Annotated in this window: 14 protein-coding genes; 10 read left to right on the top strand and 4 right to left on the bottom strand. The window is 58.1% G+C overall.

From position 1 onward, the window contains the following. The first annotated feature begins 165 nt into the window (after window positions 1-165). The 5 genes from ACZBJS_RS32660 to ACZBJS_RS32680 all read left to right on the top strand — a co-directional run bounded on the left by ACZBJS_RS32660 (window position 166) and on the right by ACZBJS_RS32680 (window position 5648). Complete coding sequence (locus ACZBJS_RS32660) at window positions 166-1344, top strand: ABC transporter ATP-binding protein (RefSeq protein ID WP_463439757.1); 1179 nt, start codon at window positions 166-168, stop codon at window positions 1342-1344. Then, window positions 1341-2315 carry a carbohydrate ABC transporter permease gene (locus tag ACZBJS_RS32665; RefSeq protein ID WP_463439758.1) on the top strand — a complete coding sequence of 325 codons (975 nt, stop codon included), beginning with the start codon at window positions 1341-1343 and terminating at the stop codon, window positions 2313-2315. Before ACZBJS_RS32660 ends, ACZBJS_RS32665 begins: the two co-directional genes overlap by 4 nt. After that, window positions 2312-3160 (top strand): carbohydrate ABC transporter permease, encoded by an 849-nt coding sequence (locus ACZBJS_RS32670; RefSeq protein ID WP_463439759.1) that lies wholly within the window; start codon window positions 2312-2314, stop codon window positions 3158-3160. The genes ACZBJS_RS32665 and ACZBJS_RS32670 overlap by 4 nt, the downstream gene beginning before the upstream one ends. A 109-nt stretch (window positions 3161-3269) precedes the next feature. Continuing rightward, complete coding sequence (locus tag ACZBJS_RS32675; protein ID WP_463439760.1) at window positions 3270-4550, top strand: extracellular solute-binding protein; 1281 nt, start codon at window positions 3270-3272, stop codon at window positions 4548-4550. After that, window positions 4551-5648 carry a hypothetical protein gene (locus ACZBJS_RS32680; protein ID WP_463439761.1) on the top strand — a complete coding sequence of 366 codons (1098 nt, stop codon included), beginning with the start codon at window positions 4551-4553 and terminating at the stop codon, window positions 5646-5648. A 302-nt stretch (window positions 5649-5950) separates the two neighbouring features. On the opposite strand, the gene ACZBJS_RS32685 is transcribed toward ACZBJS_RS32680, so the two are convergent. After that, the gene (locus tag ACZBJS_RS32685) at window positions 5951-6775 is read right to left on the bottom strand and encodes a class I SAM-dependent methyltransferase (protein ID WP_463439762.1); all 825 of its coding nucleotides are present in this window, start codon (window positions 6773-6775) and stop codon (window positions 5951-5953) included. 783 nt (window positions 6776-7558) lie between these two features. On the opposite strand from ACZBJS_RS32685, the gene ACZBJS_RS32690 reads away from it, so the two are divergent. Next, window positions 7559-8680, top strand: coding sequence for an aminotransferase-like domain-containing protein (locus ACZBJS_RS32690; protein WP_463439763.1), 1122 nt, complete (start codon window positions 7559-7561; stop codon window positions 8678-8680). Between the two features lie 254 nt (window positions 8681-8934). Here ACZBJS_RS32690 and ACZBJS_RS32695 read toward each other — a convergent pair whose 3' ends face one another. Next, a complete protein-coding gene (locus tag ACZBJS_RS32695; RefSeq protein ID WP_463439764.1) occupies window positions 8935-9204 on the bottom strand; it encodes a DUF3551 domain-containing protein in 270 nt (89 codons plus the stop codon). Between the two features lie 722 nt (window positions 9205-9926). Here ACZBJS_RS32695 and ACZBJS_RS32700 point away from each other — a divergent pair. The 4 genes from ACZBJS_RS32700 (at window position 9927) to ACZBJS_RS32715 (ending at window position 13971) form a co-directional block, all read left to right on the top strand. Further along, a complete protein-coding gene (locus ACZBJS_RS32700; protein WP_463439765.1) occupies window positions 9927-10250 on the top strand; it encodes a Kazal-type serine protease inhibitor family protein in 324 nt (107 codons plus the stop codon). 115 nt (window positions 10251-10365) lie between these two features. Continuing rightward, window positions 10366-11061: a hypothetical protein gene (locus ACZBJS_RS32705; protein ID WP_463439766.1), complete on the top strand. Its 696-nt coding sequence runs from the start codon at window positions 10366-10368 to the stop codon at window positions 11059-11061. A 575-nt stretch (window positions 11062-11636) separates the two neighbouring features. After that, complete coding sequence (locus ACZBJS_RS32710; protein ID WP_463439767.1) at window positions 11637-11843, top strand: hypothetical protein; 207 nt, start codon at window positions 11637-11639, stop codon at window positions 11841-11843. Between the two features lie 181 nt (window positions 11844-12024). Beyond that, a complete protein-coding gene (locus ACZBJS_RS32715; RefSeq protein WP_463439768.1) occupies window positions 12025-13971 on the top strand; it encodes an esterase/lipase family protein in 1947 nt (648 codons plus the stop codon). A 353-nt stretch (window positions 13972-14324) separates the two neighbouring features. Here ACZBJS_RS32715 and ACZBJS_RS32720 read toward each other — a convergent pair whose 3' ends face one another. After that, window positions 14325-14978 (bottom strand): hypothetical protein, encoded by a 654-nt coding sequence (locus ACZBJS_RS32720; RefSeq protein WP_463439769.1) that lies wholly within the window; start codon window positions 14976-14978, stop codon window positions 14325-14327. An 18-nt stretch (window positions 14979-14996) separates the two neighbouring features. Then, window positions 14997-16811 carry a hypothetical protein gene (locus ACZBJS_RS32725; protein WP_463439770.1) on the bottom strand — a complete coding sequence of 605 codons (1815 nt, stop codon included), beginning with the start codon at window positions 16809-16811 and terminating at the stop codon, window positions 14997-14999. Window positions 16812-16849: the final 38 nt, after the last annotated feature.

The following is a 16849-nucleotide window of genomic DNA, read 5'->3' on the forward strand; positions in this document are numbered from 1 at the left end:
CGCCATCGTATAGGAGAGGTGTCACATCGAATTATTCGATGTTTGTCATCCGCCTGTAGCAGGTCGATCTTTTAAGGTCCCACATCACAGCGGACGCGCGCCACCGGGATAGATGATCTCATCGCCGTGCTCAGCAACCCTTTTCAAGATGTGGGATTTTGGGCGATGGCAACCGTATTGATTGACAGGGTCGTGAAGAACTACGGGCGGACGCCTGTCTTGCGTGATGTATCGCTGTCGATCGCGGATGGTGAGTTCTTGACGCTGCTCGGCCCCTCAGGCTGTGGGAAGTCAACTCTGCTACGTCTGCTGGCGGGGCTCGAGGTACAGGATGCGGGGTCGATCTTGATCGGCGGCCGAGCGGTCGACGGGCTCAGGCCGAAGCAGCGGGACGTGGCAATGGTGTTCCAGTCCTACGCTCTCTATCCCCATATGACGGTCGCTTCGAACATTGCGCTGCCGCTCCGGATGCGGCGGCTCTCGGCCATCCAGAGGCTTCCTCTCGTCAGCCGTCTGATCCCAGGAAGAGCGCGGATAGCTGCTGAGATCGACGTGGAAGTTGCCCGTACCGCCGAATCGCTGGGCATAAGCCACTTGCTGACGCGCAAACCGGGACAGCTCTCCGGTGGCCAGCGCCAGCGCGTGGCGGTCGGCCGGGCAATGGTACGCCATCCGGCTGTCTTCCTGATGGACGAGCCACTGTCCAATCTCGACAGCAAGCTGCGTGTGCAGATGCGCGCCGAAATCAAGGAACTGCACCAGCGTCTCGGAGGCACCTTCGTCTATGTGACCCATGATCAGGCCGAGGCCATGACGCTGTCCGACCGGGTCGCGATGATGCTCGGCGGCGAGTTGCTGCAGGTGGCTGCGCCGCAGGATATCTATGGCGATCCGGACGACCGGCGCGTCGCAGAATTCATCGGCTCACCCAAGATCAACATACTCGACGGCGTGATGCGCGAACGCGGCCTGATCGATGTGGCTGGATCGACGCTGAAAATCGAGGCCGCTGCAGTCCCCGGCATGCATCTCACCCTCGGAATCCGCCCCGAGGCTTTTCATCTTGCCGAGCAGCGTGGGCAGGGGACGCTGACCGGTTCGGTTCGCACGATCGAGCATATGGGCTCCGATCTGTTCGTCTATCTGGATCTACCAGGCCCCGACCAGCCGCTGGTCGCAAGGCTACCGGCCGAATGCGCGCTTCGTATCGTCCCTGGCCAGACTTTGCATGTCACGGTCCGGCCGGACCGGGTGCTTCTCTTTACCCCCGATGGACGCCGGTTGCGCCGGGAAGCGGAATCCGGCGGGGCGTCGGTCACGCCGCTCCGGGAGGCCGCTCGATGAGCGGATCTCGTGCTGAGTCTGGCGTCCTCGGCAACCTCTCCGTGAGCGGCGGTGCGCAAATATTGGGATCTCACGCCGCCCCACGGGCGCGCAGACGTGTCGTTAGCGAAGCGCTGACGGCTTGGACGCTCGCCGGGCCGGCCGTCTTCTTTCTGCTCGTGCTCTTCTGCCTGCCTGTGATCGGTGTCTTTGTTATCGCGCTCACCGACTGGCGGTTCGGTGCGTCGACGCTCTCCTTCGTCGGGCTTGCCAACTTCCGCGAGGTCATTGCAGACGAGGGCTTTAGGATCTCGCTTCGCAACACCGTCATCTACTTGCTGATCGTCGTGCCGGGCACTGTCAGTCTCGGTCTTCTGATCGCTCTTTTGATTGAAAGCGGCAAGTCCTGCCGCTCCCTCTACCGCGCGATTCACGTTCTGCCCTTTATGGCGACGATGTCGGCCATGGCGATCGTCTGGGATGCGCTGCTGCATCCGACCATCGGTCTCGTCAACCAGACATTATCTGCCATCGGCTTGCCGGCCGCCAACTGGCTACGCGATGAGCATACCGTTCTGCCGGCGCTTGCTGCGATAGGCATCTGGCAGAACCTCGGTTTCGCAATGGTGCTCTTCCTCGCGGGTCTCAAGAGTATCCCTAAGGACATCTATGATGCGGCCGACGTCGACGGTGCTGACCTCTGGTTGGACCGTCTGCGTACCGTCACGCTGCCGATGCTCGGCCCGGTCTTGATGTTCGTCATCATCGTTGTGGCGCTGAGGGCGTTCGCGTCCTTCGACACCGTCAAAGTACTTACCCAGGGAGGCCCGGGGCACGCTTCCGAAATGCTGCTCTACACGCTCTATCGAGAGAGTTTCGAGTATCTGCGCACCGGATATGGCGCCGCAATTGCCGTCGTCTTTCTGGCCATCGTCGTGACCCTCACCCTCATTCAGGCCCGCGTCATGGACAGGAAGGTGCACTACCAATGAGCACCAGGGCGCCTCTCACAAGCCTATTGTCACCGGCCGCGTTCGTCCGGCATGCGGTTCTGCTCGCAACCGGCACCCTCATCCTCGTCCCGTTCGTCTGGATGGTGTCGCTGTCGATGAAGCCGCCGGGCGAGATATTCGGGACCAGCTTTTCCCTCTGGCCCGCCCAGTTCTATGGGTTCGAGAACTACACCAAGGCGCTGACCCGGGCGCCGCTGCCGCGCTATCTCGGCAACGGCTTCATTGTCTGCGCTTTGATCCTGGCGCTCCAGATCCTTGTCTGTGCCCCGTGCGCCTACGCGCTCGCCAAACTCCGCTTTGCCGGCCGCGGTGCGCTCTTCGGCCTGGTGCTGATCGGGCTGCTCCTGCCGCATCAGGTGCTTTCGCTGCCGCTCTTCATCCTCGGCTATCAACTCGGTGTCCTCAACACCTATGCCGCGCTCGTGTTGCCCTATGTGGTCTCGCCATTCGGCATTTTCCTGTTCCGCCAGTTCTTCAAGACGATTCCTGATGACATCGTTCACGCCGCACGGCTCGACGGCCTTTCCGAAATCGCGATCGTCTGGAAGATCATGGTGCCCATGGCGTTGCCTGCCGTAATCGCCTTCGCAATCTTTTCTATGGTCTCGCATTGGAACGATCTGTTCTGGCCGCTGATCGCAGTGCACGATCAATCACTGATGCCGCCGCCGCTCGGTATCGCGGCCTTCAAAAGCGAGGAGGCCGGCACCGACTACGGCCCCCTCATGGCCGCCGCAACGCTCGTGGTCCTACCCCTCATGCTTGCCTTCCTGGCCGCACAGCGTTGGTTCGTCGAAGGTTTGGCTGAAGGGGCAATCAAGTAACAGAAACAGCCTCTTGGGGCTGCGCCTAACTCCGCCTCCCAGTTCTAGCGCGTCCACACGATCCGCTGCGGGGAGGCATACAGAATATTGCCAAAATGGAGCAAGACAGATGTGGATCTCGATGAAAATGATGGCCGTTGCCTCCGTCGCCGCAGCGCTTGTTGGAGCGATCGCGAGCCCGGCAAACGCAGAGGACGGCAGAACGTTAAGGGTAACTGCGGCCTCCTCCGACCTCAACGCGATGTGGGTCGAACTCGCGAGAACGTTTGAGAGAGAGCATCCCGGCGTCAAAGTCGAACTGGATAATTCGAACAGAGGCTATGACGATCTCGTTCAGGCAACTCTGCGCGCTTCGCTGACAGGCTCCTTGCCGGACGTGTCGTTTCAGGGCGCCAATCGTCTGCGGATCTATACCGATCGAAACCTCGCCGTTCCGCTCAACCGCTTCCTGAATGCCGACACGAGTGACAGCCAAAAAGTGTTTGCTCCGGCGGTCACAAAAATCGGCGCCTCAAAGGGCGATACCTACGCGCTGGGCTTCGGCGTCGCGGAGCCTGTCGTCTTCTACAATCTCGACCTGCTCGCCAGAGCGGGCGGCGATCCTGCTCACCTGCCGACGAGTTGGGACGAGATCATCGGACTCGGTTCCAGTATCACGAAGCTGGGCGAGGGGAATGTCGGACTTATTTTTCAGTACGATAGCGAGGATTTTTTCTGGGACGCTCTGCTCTTCAGTCAAAATGCAGCGATGATGAGCCCTGATGAAAGCAAGATAACATTCGATGGCCCGGAGGGTCTAAAGGCCCTGGAGATCATCAAGCGGATCGGTGAATCCGGACAAGCGTCCGTTGACATGTCGAAAGACCAGGCTCGCGCTTTGTTTGCCGCCGGCAAGGTCGGCATCATTTTCGACTCCAACTCAAATCTGCTGCGTTTTGAAGAGGACAGCAGGAACAAATTCAAGATGGCTGTCGGCAGGTTTCCGCTGATGGCGCGTAACGGGTCTCTTCCAGCGGCCGGGTCGATCGCAATGATGTTTGCGACAAAACCCGAGCAACAGAAACTGGCATGGGAGTTCATGAAGTTTGCGAGCGGACCCGCAGGGCAGAAGATTGTAGCGCTCAAATCAGGATGGCTGCCGGCGAACGACTTCGCCACCCGCGATTCGAGAGAACTCTCCGACCACTTTGCAAAGAATGCAAACTACAAGGCCAGCCTCGATCAGCTATCCATTCTTCAGGGTTGGTACGCGTTTCCAGGAGAGAACGCGGCAAAAGTGACCAAGGGCATCGTGGACGGTATGCGCTCTGTCATCACGCTCCAGAAGCCGCCCGAAGCGGGTCTCGAAGCAATGGCATCGCACGCTCGGAAGCTTCTCGGGGCCAAATGAATGTTTGAGCCTGGCGAGCAAACTGAAGGGATGGGTAGCGTAGGCCTTTATCCGGACGAACGATATGGGATAGCCCGCGCCGTTCCCTACGTCGAATGGAGCCGCCAGGGGAGAAAAGAGTGCGCCTTGGTGCTCTTTCTGACCGGCGGTGGTCATTTGGGACGGATTTCGTACGGTTATCCTGACGGCGATCCCAAGGATTTTCTCGGCCACTGGCTCAATCTGTCGGGGTACAATTTGGTTGTGCCATCGCCTCCCATTGAACATCCTCTGTTCAACGCTCCTGTTTCCGGGCTGGACGTGACAACCTGGTCCGATGTCTTGATCGATCTGGTAGAGGCAAAGCTGCAAGCATGGGAGCTGAAGCCGCGTGTTGTGGTCGTCGGCTGGAGTATGGCCGGTCGATTTATTTCACGTCTGGCGGCTACGGCCTCTATAAGAGGCATCAAGATAGAGGCATTCGTAAGCTTGGCGGCAACGCCACCCCTTCCGGGTCTCTCGCCGGTAAATCTTGAGCAAACTCCCCTTTCGAGACAGGGCTTCCGATCCTTCATCGGCCTATCAGATAGCGACGGTCTTACGCCCGTCAATCGCTGTTGGCTGGCTGCTCTATCGGAGCAGGAGCACATCGAGGGGAAATCGATCATTCCGCCGGGGGTATATCTAAAACAGTTCGTTGGTAATTCACCTCTAAATCTGCATGGTGAAGCTCTCCGCTGGCGCAATGGGCGGATGCAACACTCCCTATCAGATGCGTCGAATGATGTGTTGGCCATGGAATTTCAAGGTTCTCCGCTATGCGCAGCCATCATTCCAACCGCATCGAGTGATAGGCACCACCTGTTAACCGATCAGGCCAACTGGTCTTTCTTCAATGCCAACGTGATCGCGGCCCGCGCCGCCTCATGCGCTCGTGAAAGCCTAGATAAAGTCCGCTCGCTGGTTCTCTCGCTGCCGCAACGGCTGTCGCGAGAGGCGATCGGAGGGCATTTCTTTTTCGTCGGCGCGAAGGGAGCCCGCGCTGCCGCGCAGGCCATTCTCGCACTTCATGCCGAAACCCTCGCTGTCGAATCTGAATTGAAATCCTGCTCGTGCTAGGGACGGCGCTGCCACGCCACATCGTTTAACTTGACCCGCTTGCGGCAATGGTCGAACGAGGGAGTTTGCTGCGCATTCAGCTTGCCAAATTTATTACCGAGCGAACCAATCGAAAATCCAAGGGAAATACGCCTGTTCGTTCGGTCGCAATCGTGGCTTAGGCTTTCGCAGCTCTGTCGCGGGTGATTGAGCAACAGAACCTCCGTAAGCGGCACCGGTATAGCGCGACCTTGAGCGGTTGAGATTCGCGATTGTTGGGTCCGGCCGCCAACCACAAGAGCGGCGCGTTGGGGCCTGACGCGCTATTGCGCGACGGGTAGGGCGATCGTCACCTCCGCTGACCACGGAAATGCGACCGTTCCATCCATCGAAGCATGTCGCTCAAAGAGCAAGCGGTGCCATCTCATCGTGTCTTCAAGGCCGTTTCTCCCAACGATCTTCTTGGTGTCGCTGCGGGATAAGCTCAGTCCCCGGAACTGTTCCCATGTCAAGAAGTCGTCCCAATAGAGCGCGAAATGCCGGACCTTACGAAACAACGGCGATGATTTGAGCTCATGCACGAAATTGGCGGGTGCATAGCGTCCGTCGCTGCCCTCAAAGCAACCGGTCACGAAGCCAGGAATATACTTCTCGTGGTAGCGCTCGTACTCTTGAAGCAGCTCGCTTCGATCAAGATCCCGTCGGATCATGAGCACCGCGATAAGGCCTGATGGGATCAGGACCCGGTTTGCCTCAGCATAAAACTTGGGCCGATCAAACCACGTCGCGGCACTCGCCGCCGTTACCAGTGCAATGGTTCCGCTTTCGGCTGGAAGCCGTTCCGCGCTGCCTGGCATGTGGTTGATGTTCGAGTTGCCCAGGGATTGGGAGATGGCTTTCCGGCGCATATCGGCGTTCGGTTCGAGCGCAACGATGGTCGTAGATTGGGGCAATAGCGTCGCCAGTTGTCTGGTAAAGATTCCTGTGCCACTGCCGATATCGAGCACAGACAAAGCGCAAGGCGCAGCCTGTCTCACGCGCTCGGCAACGAAGCTGACTATATCGTCGGGGTAATGCGGCCGATAACTATCATACGCATCAGCAAGCCCAGTGTAGGATGAGTGCGAGTCCGCCGGTTGACTGCCCATCTCTCACCTCCGTTCGGCTCTATGGACCGAGAAGCGCCCGCCTGGATCAATCCGCCGCAGGTCCTGCGATGCTGTCCTGGACGCAATTTGAAACAGCCACGGTGCTTGGATGTGCGCGGCCGAACCGGCGTCTCCGAGCGGTTTTCGTAACTGGTCCGCCGCTTGTCGACCGGCCGCGACACATGAAGAGCGTCCTGGTTTGCTAAAGCGCTTTCGCGACGGCAGAGTTGCTTCACAGTTGTTGCAAAGCCAAGGCCTCTCGTCATCTCAGTGTGCAAATAGCTCTCGTCGCAATCAACTACCCACGCTGGTGGTTGATTGAGCTGGCAGTTGCTTCATCTATGGGATTGGATGAGGGGGCGACGGGGCGTGTGAGAACAACAAAGAACGATCACGTTCGGCCGGTGTCATGTCAAACCAAATGAATCATCGCAATGGATCAACGCTGCCTAGCAGCAGTTCGCTCCGCCTCGAGAATAGACGGCGACGGACTCTTTGCGAGAGGAGGAGACAATTGGATCTGGCTTGTTGCTGAGTGACGTGAGCGGGCGAGAGAAGGCCGCTCATCGCCGTGTGAGGCCGTGAGAGATCTCTTCGGCCATATTTGCCGTCGAGAGTCGCTTAGTGCGCTTCATCACCGGGCGCGGCCTAGCGGTTCAGTGTGACGCTCCAATTCGGTTTTGAGGCAATTGCGAAGACAACCAGGAGGGGCGAGATCGTGAATGGAACCGGAAACTTTACCGTTGTCTCATTGCGCCGCTTACTCCAACTGGAACCGGAAAAATGAATATCCCTGGCAATCCTCAGCGTAGGGAGCCAATCAGCCTTATAAGAACCACTCCGCCGACTCCAGAGTGGATGGGGGCGGAGCTGTCGAGAACGCTGCTTGAGATATCTGAACGAAGCGACGTCGCCACGCTGTTGAGGTATCATCGCTTTCGGGGCACGGAGTCCGATCGTCAAGCTGGAGCGGCTTGGTTAGCCAAGCGCTTCGGAGCTGCGCCGTCGATTGACCGGATCATCGTCACGAATGGAACTCAAAGTGGTCTCCTGATCACATTGGCAAATGTGGTTGGAAGCGGCAATGTGCTGCTGACGGAGAACCTGAGCTATTACGGGTTGCGGCGGATTGCCGGCTTCTTGAACATTTCCGTCAAGGGAATCGCGATGGATGACGACGGCGCGGCGCCGGAGGCGTTCGAGGATGCGTGCAGAAAGCTCAATCCCAAAGCGCTATTCCTTACGCCGACACTGCATAACCCGACCACCATCACCATGTCGCATGAACGACGGCTTGCGCTCGCGGAGGTCGCCAGACGATATGGCGTCGTGATCATTGAGGATGACGTCTATGGACTCCTTCCACCGGAAGCGCCGCCCCCGATCAGCGCGCTAGCGCCTGACGTCACCTGGTACGCTGCGGGCCTGGCAAAGTGCATTGGGCCCGGCTTGAAGATTGCCTATCTGTTGATGCCGTCCATTGAGGCGGCCACAAGCGCGTTTAATCTCTTTCAGACCACCTCGACATGGCATGTCACGCCCCTGTCTGCTTTGGTCGCTCAAAGCTGGATTGCCGATGGCACCGCTGAGAAAGTGCTGCTCGCCGTACGCCGAGAGGCGGTCGCGCGGCAGGAAATGGCCGCAAGATCGTTCATTCATGCGACCTACCTGACCAAGCCGGAATCACTCCACATGTGGTTGGCGCTTCCGCACAGATGGACGCAGCAGAGCTTCGTCACCGCAGCAGCCGAGGCCGGAGTGTTGGTTCGGTCCGGAAGCATGTTCGCGCTCGATGAAGCGAGTTCCCCTCAGGCCATTCGTATCGTCCTAGGTAGTCCCGAAAGTCGCGCCAGCCTTGGAGAAGCCTTGACGGCGCTCCGGCCTCTTGTGAACGAGAGCAGGTAGTCTCCCGAAATCGGAAGCCTGCTGCAGGGATCGGCGTCCAGTTTCGATCTTGCAAAGCATGAGCACGAAAGCTCCGCGTCGACCTGAGATGCAGCGCGAGGCTTAAGGGTTAGAGCTGATTAAATGCCTGCCGCTCGAACAAAGGCTTGTCCCATGCTCGTCGCCGTCGGAAGACCCGCTTCGCGGTCTCGGGCGAGCCGAACTGATGGCCTGACCTGGCCCTCGATTTGTCGACTATTGGCGACCTTGGTCCGCTAGCGAGGTTGCCATCGGTGTTGCTCGAAGGCGTAAACTGGATTGAGATGGCAATAGCCACCCGTACCCGATGCTGTGGCCATGCACTGGCCATAGGTCGAGAACTGGCACGTACCCGGATATCCCCAGGCACGCCCTTGCAGACAATAGGTGTCTTGTATGCCGGGAAGCACGTATTCCGCACGATTTCGGGCATCGGCGGTCGAAGACGATCCTAAGCTGGCCAGGACGGAAACCGCGATCGCAATGATGAACTGAAGGTAGCGCATGGATGCCTCCGTACCAATAATCTTATTGCCTATAACTTATTCAAGCCCAAACCGTCCGTTTTGTACATTCACAGCTTGGTCAAATCCGAATGTCCGGGCGCGGTCTGCCGGGCGTCAGATCTCTGTGATGGGCGTTTCCCAAACGGGCGAAATCGAGACCCCGATCGAGCAGGGCGAGGAGCCCCGCAATAAGTGGTGCCAAGCCGGGCAACGAACATCATCGAAGGGAGGAGCGAGGATCGATTTGCGTGCACCATTAACGGGTGACTTGCGGCCGCCAACACAGCAGAAGTGCATTATTCCTGCTTCTGATAATCAGATTCGCATTTTTGCCTAATCTTGTGAGTCCAAAGCGCAGGTATACCGCATTGGTAACCTACTGAGCCACGTGAGGGCGCTCTGCCTGCACCGATCTCAATTGTGAGCTTGGTCTGTCCTTGAGATGAGACAGCAGTGAGCTGTCGTAGATGTCGGTCAGTCCAAAGTAAGCTGCCGACCTGCGGCCTAGCGAAATTTGCCAGGAAGATGAAAAATGCAATGACAAACCGCAGGTGGTGTTGTACTGTTCTGCTACCCTTTTGAAAAAGATGCTTTTACCTATTCGAGACCGTCATTAGCGTTAGGCAAACGTCGTCTCGGATCTTCTCGCGCCTCACGACCGAATTGATCAGCGCTGCCCGCGTATAAGCGGGTGGGTGAAGTAGATTGCATGGAGCGTAAAGATGTGCCTGAAGATTGTACTTTCCCTCACATTGTTTCTTGCCGCGGCATTTGTTGCTCCGGTTTCCTCACAAGCTGCAAAAGTGGGTGAAGCGTGCGGCGGATTCGGCGGCATCAAATGTGACCGGGGATTTTGGTGCGATCCAACGCCTGGCCAATGTGGCTTTGCTGATGCATCGGGCGTATGCGTCAAGGTCGGTCAGTTCTGCCCACAGTCGCGTACGAAAGCGCTCATTCCCGTTTGCGGTTGTGACGGAAAAACATACAACAATGATTGCGAGCGGCAGAAGAAGCACGTCGGCAAGAAGAACGACGGACGCTGTTGATCACGAATTAGCATCCCATCACTACGCGCCCTCCATACTCGTTCATAGGCATGCGTGGCTAAGGAGGCCGTGATCGTTCCATTTAATCAGGATCTTCTTTGCGGATGAGGGCAACATGATCTCAACAAAGATAATTGGTGCATGTGGTGCAATTCTGGTCCTTGCAGCGGCTAATGGTGCAGCTGCTGCCGATCTTCGCGTCTATCGCCCCGATGGTAGTCTGCAATGCAACCTGGGCCAGGCTCGTACTCTCGATCAAGACAAGGCTGTGCTGGAAAGTCTTGGAGCCCATGTGATTAGCCAAGAAAAGAAGCCGCTGCCATTCAAGATCATCCAAATGTGCGGGGCTCCGACGGGACAGGCGAACACCTACGTGATCAGCGAAGCCGATTGGCAAAAGATCCGGCGAGGGTTTGTTGGTCCAGCGAAGTTTGGATTATGGATATTCGATTCGAAGACTGCGGTTGTCTACAAATATGACGGAACCATCCTTTGTGCCGAGGGCAGCGGGATCAAGCTTGACGAGATGGCCAAGGAGCTCACGAGTGCCGGAATTGCGATTGTCAGTCAAAAGAAAGCGACTGACGGATTAATGCACATACAGCTGTGCGGATCGATCACCGGCAGTGTGAACGCCTACGAGATTGCATCTTCCGACCTGCAGAAAGCGCTGGATCTCGGCTTCTCCTATTTGATCACGCCTCAAACCGCACCATCCATTGTCGGCGAAGTGGATTCCAAGAAGAAGGCGCTTGCGGCATCTGGCGCACGAAACGCAACTTTGCCTATGCCTTGGCCGTTCCCGTGGTAGGCGCGTCCATTCTGGTTTGTGTATGCTATTGAAGGAGAAAGCGCGATGTTTATTCGTCCTATAATGGCTTGGGTTCTCGCCATAAGCATGTTTAACGTTGGCTTTGCGTCTGCTGATCAACGCTCGGAGAGATTGTCCCATATCAGGATCGCTCAAGAGAAGACCCCCTGCCCGCAGGTCATCCATTGCGGGACTAAGGACGGCGTGGTCAAAGAGTATCCGACCCGCTGTGCCGCAGAGGAAGATGGAGCGACGAATATTGCGCCAAAGACGGGCCCCACGTGCCCAGCGGCGCAATAGAAGAGCGGCGAGCCAATCCCACTCGAATATGTCAGCACGTGCGAGCTTGCCTTGCGGCGTCGTTTCTGGCCTGCAGCTGTATCAAAGATTGGAGTAATGTAACGCCGACGGATCGCATTTCTGAGCTCGGCGGCGGTGGCTGCATGACTCAGGCTATCGGAGGGGAGCACGGACAGGATGGCGTCTGGGCATTTATCCGCGCCCGATCTTCGCAATCCAGGGGGCAGGTTTCCGAGACTCCGGCGTCGCGCGATGCGGAGATTGGAGTAGATACGATGAGCGAAAACCGCCGTGAAAAGCGCGGGGAGGGACACCCGCTCGGTTTGCGTGGCTCGTCGCGCTCGGTGTTGTGCTCTCGTTCGCACGCTGAGGTCACCGAATTATTCGCGGTGTCTGGCCAGGGGCAAGCGCCGCTCAACGTCTTCTCAGTTCTCGTGGCCGAAGAACGATTTCCCCAGATCATGATCATCCCTGGCGTTTGAAGCTAAACCGATGGGATCTCGACGGCTGCGAGGCAGCATGTGTGGATCACGGGATACACCACCGGCTGTGTTACCCCGGGTTCATTTTCAATGTAAGTTCAGGCGCTTTTCCGGCCCTCACGTTACTGGTTGTCGTTGCGGGGCTTGCTCAGGGATTGTTGGTGGGGGAGGAGTACAGGACATGGTTTGCCGGGCCGATTGGTTGCGCCGCATCGCTGTCGCATCGCTCGTTATGACGCTGGTGCCGCTCAAGGCCGCCCAGGCCGCTAGCATGGGGTTTCGGATCAATCCGCCCTCCATCTCGGAGTTGAATGGTGCAAAGGATGTCCTGAAGCCGGCGGAGCAGGCGATCGTCGGGACTGCCGTGAAGAGCGCAATGCCGGTCTTCATTTTCATCCCGGGCATTCTCGGCTCCGCCCTTTCACGCACCGTTGCAGGCCGTGACGTCATGTTCTGGGGGAAGTTCTCAGCAAGCGACTTCATTCAGGATAACCCCGCTTTCAAATACACGGACGGTGAAGCGGTCAGCACCAAGGTGCTCGATACGCTTTACGCGCCGCTCAAGAACATCGATATTTACGGCAAGGCTTATGCTGAACTCAGCATGATCATGGGACCCGCGAATGTGCTGCGGTTCTCCTATGATTGGCGGCAATCGAATATTCGTAGCGCGAGCGACTTCTCGCGCTGGCTATGCCGGGATGACGTTCGGACTATCGTCAAAGGACGCCCCGTGGTCTTTCTGGCCCACAGCATGGGCGGACTGGTGCTCAAATACTGGCTTGAACATAGCTATGCCGGCGAACATTGCCCGGCCGATACCGACACATTTGAAGCCTGGATGCCGATTCAAAAGCTTGTCTTTGCGGGGACACCGAACTACGGCGCCCCGAAAGCGGTACTGTCCTTCTCGAGAGGCGAAACACTCTATGTCGATCCGGCCAACGACGGACCGTTGTGGCGCGCGCTCGTTGCTCTCGATATGAACACCATCTCGCGCAATCTCAATAAATACGGCATCCGCTATCCGAGCGCCTATCAGCTGCTGCCGGTCGTCAACACGACGGCGTGTTTCTCGCGGCCCGGCTGGGAGACCGATCTCGAATTCCGAACCGAGAATGACGTCCAGGCCAACATCGATCTGTTTGAGCCTAGATCCTGGAGTTTGCTTGGCTGGCCGGCCCAGCTGTCCAGCCAGGAACGTGAACAGTTCAACGCAAATGAATTGCCAGCCCTTCTGAGCGAGGCGCGGACATTCCTGTGCGACGTCGCGGCCTATGACGTGGACCGCGCCTTCGAAGGTAAGGTGGTGCACTTTTCCGGTTTGGACCAGAAGACGGTTTGTAAAATCCTATTCAAGGCACCTGATTACCAGGGAGACTACGTTCCAGGCATGTGCCCCGGAGATGGCACCGTCCCGAACTGGATCGCTGCCGATGTTTTCCATCTCAAGGCCGGACAGCCTTCCGACCGGCAGCCGCATGCTGCACTCATGTCGGCGGTCGAGTTCTCGGCGTTTCTGGCGCAGTTGCACAACGAGATCTATTCGAACCTCACACTCAAGGCGACGGAGCTCGAGGGTGGGACCCAGACGATCACCAAGCTGTTCACCCAACTCCGCTATTTGCCGCACGCCGATCCCACGATGCCTGCACTGCAAACGGCCGCAATCGCCAAGGTCGCCGATCAGGTGGTGGCCGATCTCGCGCTCTCTCCGGGTAAAGATATCCTACGTTTCGCCGAGGATAAGTCGCTTCTGCCCACCGATCGCTCAAACGCGTTCCTGATCTACTCGAATCTCTCGAGTGTCACATCGGCCCAGCGCGCCCAGGCAATCAAAAGTGCAGCAGAGATCAAGCTCGATACGCAGGACTGGTATCAATCGTTTGAGCTGTCAAAAAGCGCGCTCGGCTGGGCCGATGCTGTGCCAGCGTCCAATCCTGCTTCTGCAAAGATGCGTCACGTAAAATCGCAGGCCGCCTTCACGGCGGCGATCGCCTCCGCGCGCCTTGGCAATCGATCCACGGCAATGCAGTTTCGCCGTCTGGCCATAGAAAGCGGAAACAAGAAGGCGCTCAATGTCGAGTTGCCGTTCCCGACCGGCCCGTCAGCCTTTGAGCTTCATTGAAGGTTGCTGCCACAACATGGGCTTTGCGGGTTCGATCGCCTTTGATTGGCTCGCAAGCATCGGCACTGCTTCGACCCCAGCTACTACCAGCATACCTCTGCATGGATTGTTTCACTGCCGTTTGGTGCATTGACGCGGTGGCAGGGCGCGGCTGCTCTTGGCTATAACCATTTCCGGACGGCACCGGATGCCAATCGCACGCTACGCGGATCTGACGACAAGGTGGCGATCGCCGTCAAACCCGAACGCTGCCCGCCTTCGGCCTTTCATTCTTCGCGCTTTTGACCGCTTGGCTCGATCCGCCTGAGACAAGCGTTTCGACTGAAAATGAAAGGCATGTACGGCGTGCGTGTCTAGGCGTTCTCTTTTGGTGTCGTCTCGCGAGGAACGAAACCGTCCCGTCCAACCGGCGCCGCACGGCCATAGCGGGCGAATAGGCGAACGACCGAATTGAACTCATATGCTCGGATGTACTCCCAAAGCGCGGCACGATCCTCATTGGAGAGATGATTGATTCTGTCGCCGGGTTGCGGAATTTCGCCGAGCAGGACCAGCCAATACGAGAACAGGTCGCGGAAACCGACGGCTCCGATCACGTCGTAGCGTATGAGATGCTCGATCCGTTCCAACCAGATCAGGAAGTTGTCGAAAGCGGAGCGGACGGCGAGGTTTCGCTCGGTGAATATTTTAGGTTCAGTTTGCTCGGACTGCTTCAGCTTCCAGTGCACGGCAAGTGCTATGGGCAGCTCACACACGTCGAAGTTCTGGCCCTTCAGCGTTTCCTCCTTCCAGAATTTGGCGTTGCCATGGTCCAACACATGCATGACGAAACGTACGTCCGCGTCTTCAAAGAATTCCTTGGTCTGGTCGGATGCCTTTAACGCGCGCTCGCGCTGGCGGGTCAGGTTCTCCCGTTCGCTGTTCATGCGATACTGATAGAGGCCGAAGGCAAAACCGGCCGCGGTCAGAGCCAGGCCGATCATTGCTGCCGCATTCGAGTCGGACATTGCTATCTCCCCTCGACACTAGTGGGCTGTGTCGTCCTTGCCACTTCCCTTGTAAGCCTTCGTCCCCAGGTAAGCCGCATGGCTGATCAAAAGTACCGATGTGAAGGCACCTCCCGGGTCGGGCAGGCTCTGAATTCCAGTCAGCATCACATCCGGCGTGACGCCGCGGAGCTGCTCGACGAGCATCGCGAAGTATCCAAGCACCAGCGTGACGGTGAGCACAACATTCTGCAGCCGGGAAATATCGACATCCCCCACGTCGGACACGTGCTCACCGACGAAAACGTCAGCGAGCGATGCCTTGGTCGGGTCCGAACGGACCTCGACGGCGGAAGAATCACTCGATGACCTCGGCAAGGCACGATCTGACTGGTCGTTGCTGTCTTTTGGCCTGCCACCGATTGTCGTGATCAGATCGGACGGAGAGCCGGCCATTCCGAATGCCTTCGTGTTCAGGATCAATGCCGAGATCATCGGCGAGGCAAAGGCGATCCCGAGTGCGGCGGCGATAGACGCCGGAATCTGTGGGAACGTACCTGGTCCGCCGAGGCCCACGTTGAAGAGCGCCGCGGTGGCGAAGCCGCCCAGCGCCACGATGGTCCAGAGGGTCACTTGCGCGCGCGCCAGCGATACCCGGTTGCGTTCGTCGATCCAGATGCCGACGATGCGTCCTTTGGTACCGAGGCCAAGTGCGATGGCGAGCCCTGCGATACCCAGCGTCATGGCCAGAAACTGCACGATGATCGATCTCGTACCGGGCGTGTCGCGCAGTCCGAGAACCGCATTCGCGACACCGGACAGAAAGGACGTATTCGGCGCGATCGCGATGATGCCGGCATCCACCGCGCTACGCACGACGAGTTCGCACGACAGTGTCGCGTCGGTTGCGGCTGTGCCGTCTGTTTCCGGCGGCTTTTTCGGCGGTGCAGCCGCATTCGTATCCAAAGCGGCAGGCCCGTGGTCGAGGCAGCTGCGGATCGTGGCAAGAGCCGTTCCGACCTTCGGTCCGTACGGTACGCTCGGCTGGACAGGAGCTGCCTGCGCTGGCGCGGCCGGCGGCGTTGGAGGGGTTGAAACCGCAGCCGGCTTTACGTATTTGCCGCCGACATCGAGGAAGCTGCAGACGCTCCGCTTCCAGTTGGGAAGCAGAATTGCATCCGAGACGCAATTGTCGGCCAGCTTGTCGAGCAACCTGTATTGGGTATCGAGATTTCGCAGTTGGGTCCGCATGTTGCCGTCGTTCTGTCCCGACCATATGGCCGAAACGCCCCCGAAAACGAAGATCAATGCAGCGATCGAACCGAGGCCCCACGCGAATAGCCTCCTGCCTCTTGGAACGCTCCATGATCGCGGCGCCAGTCCGGTCAGGCTATACGAGGAGGTGAAGCCGAGTTTGCCGCGAGCATCTTCGCTTATTCCATAGAGGCGGTATGTCAGGCCGGATCTATCCTGAAATTCGAGACCCTCTGTCGTGCCGCTCTTGTAGATCCAGTCGGGCGGTGTGCCGATGTCGCTCGACGGAGCGCCGTTTCGATCGATCTGCCAGAGTGCTGCTTGCTTGGGCAAGGCGGCTGAACCGTCGTAACGGTTTTGTGAGATCTTTTCGGCAACGGTCTTCATCGCCGTGTAGTTGGCCGCTTCGTCGGCTGGAACCATATCGCCAGCGGTCTTCATTTGGTCCAAAAGTCCGTTCCAGCGCGCGGTCACTGCGATGCTGGCGACAACCGACCAGAGGCGTTCCAACGATTTTGGTCTATCCGTTCCCTTCGCGGTCAATCCGCTCGTTTCTCCCAAGATAATCTTGGCGAGCCTTTCGACGTCCCCGTCAGCCATTTGGTCCCCCGATGAAGAGCGTTCTGTCGTTGGTCTTG

It is taken from the genome of Bradyrhizobium sp. KZN70725 (genome assembly GCF_055264925.1).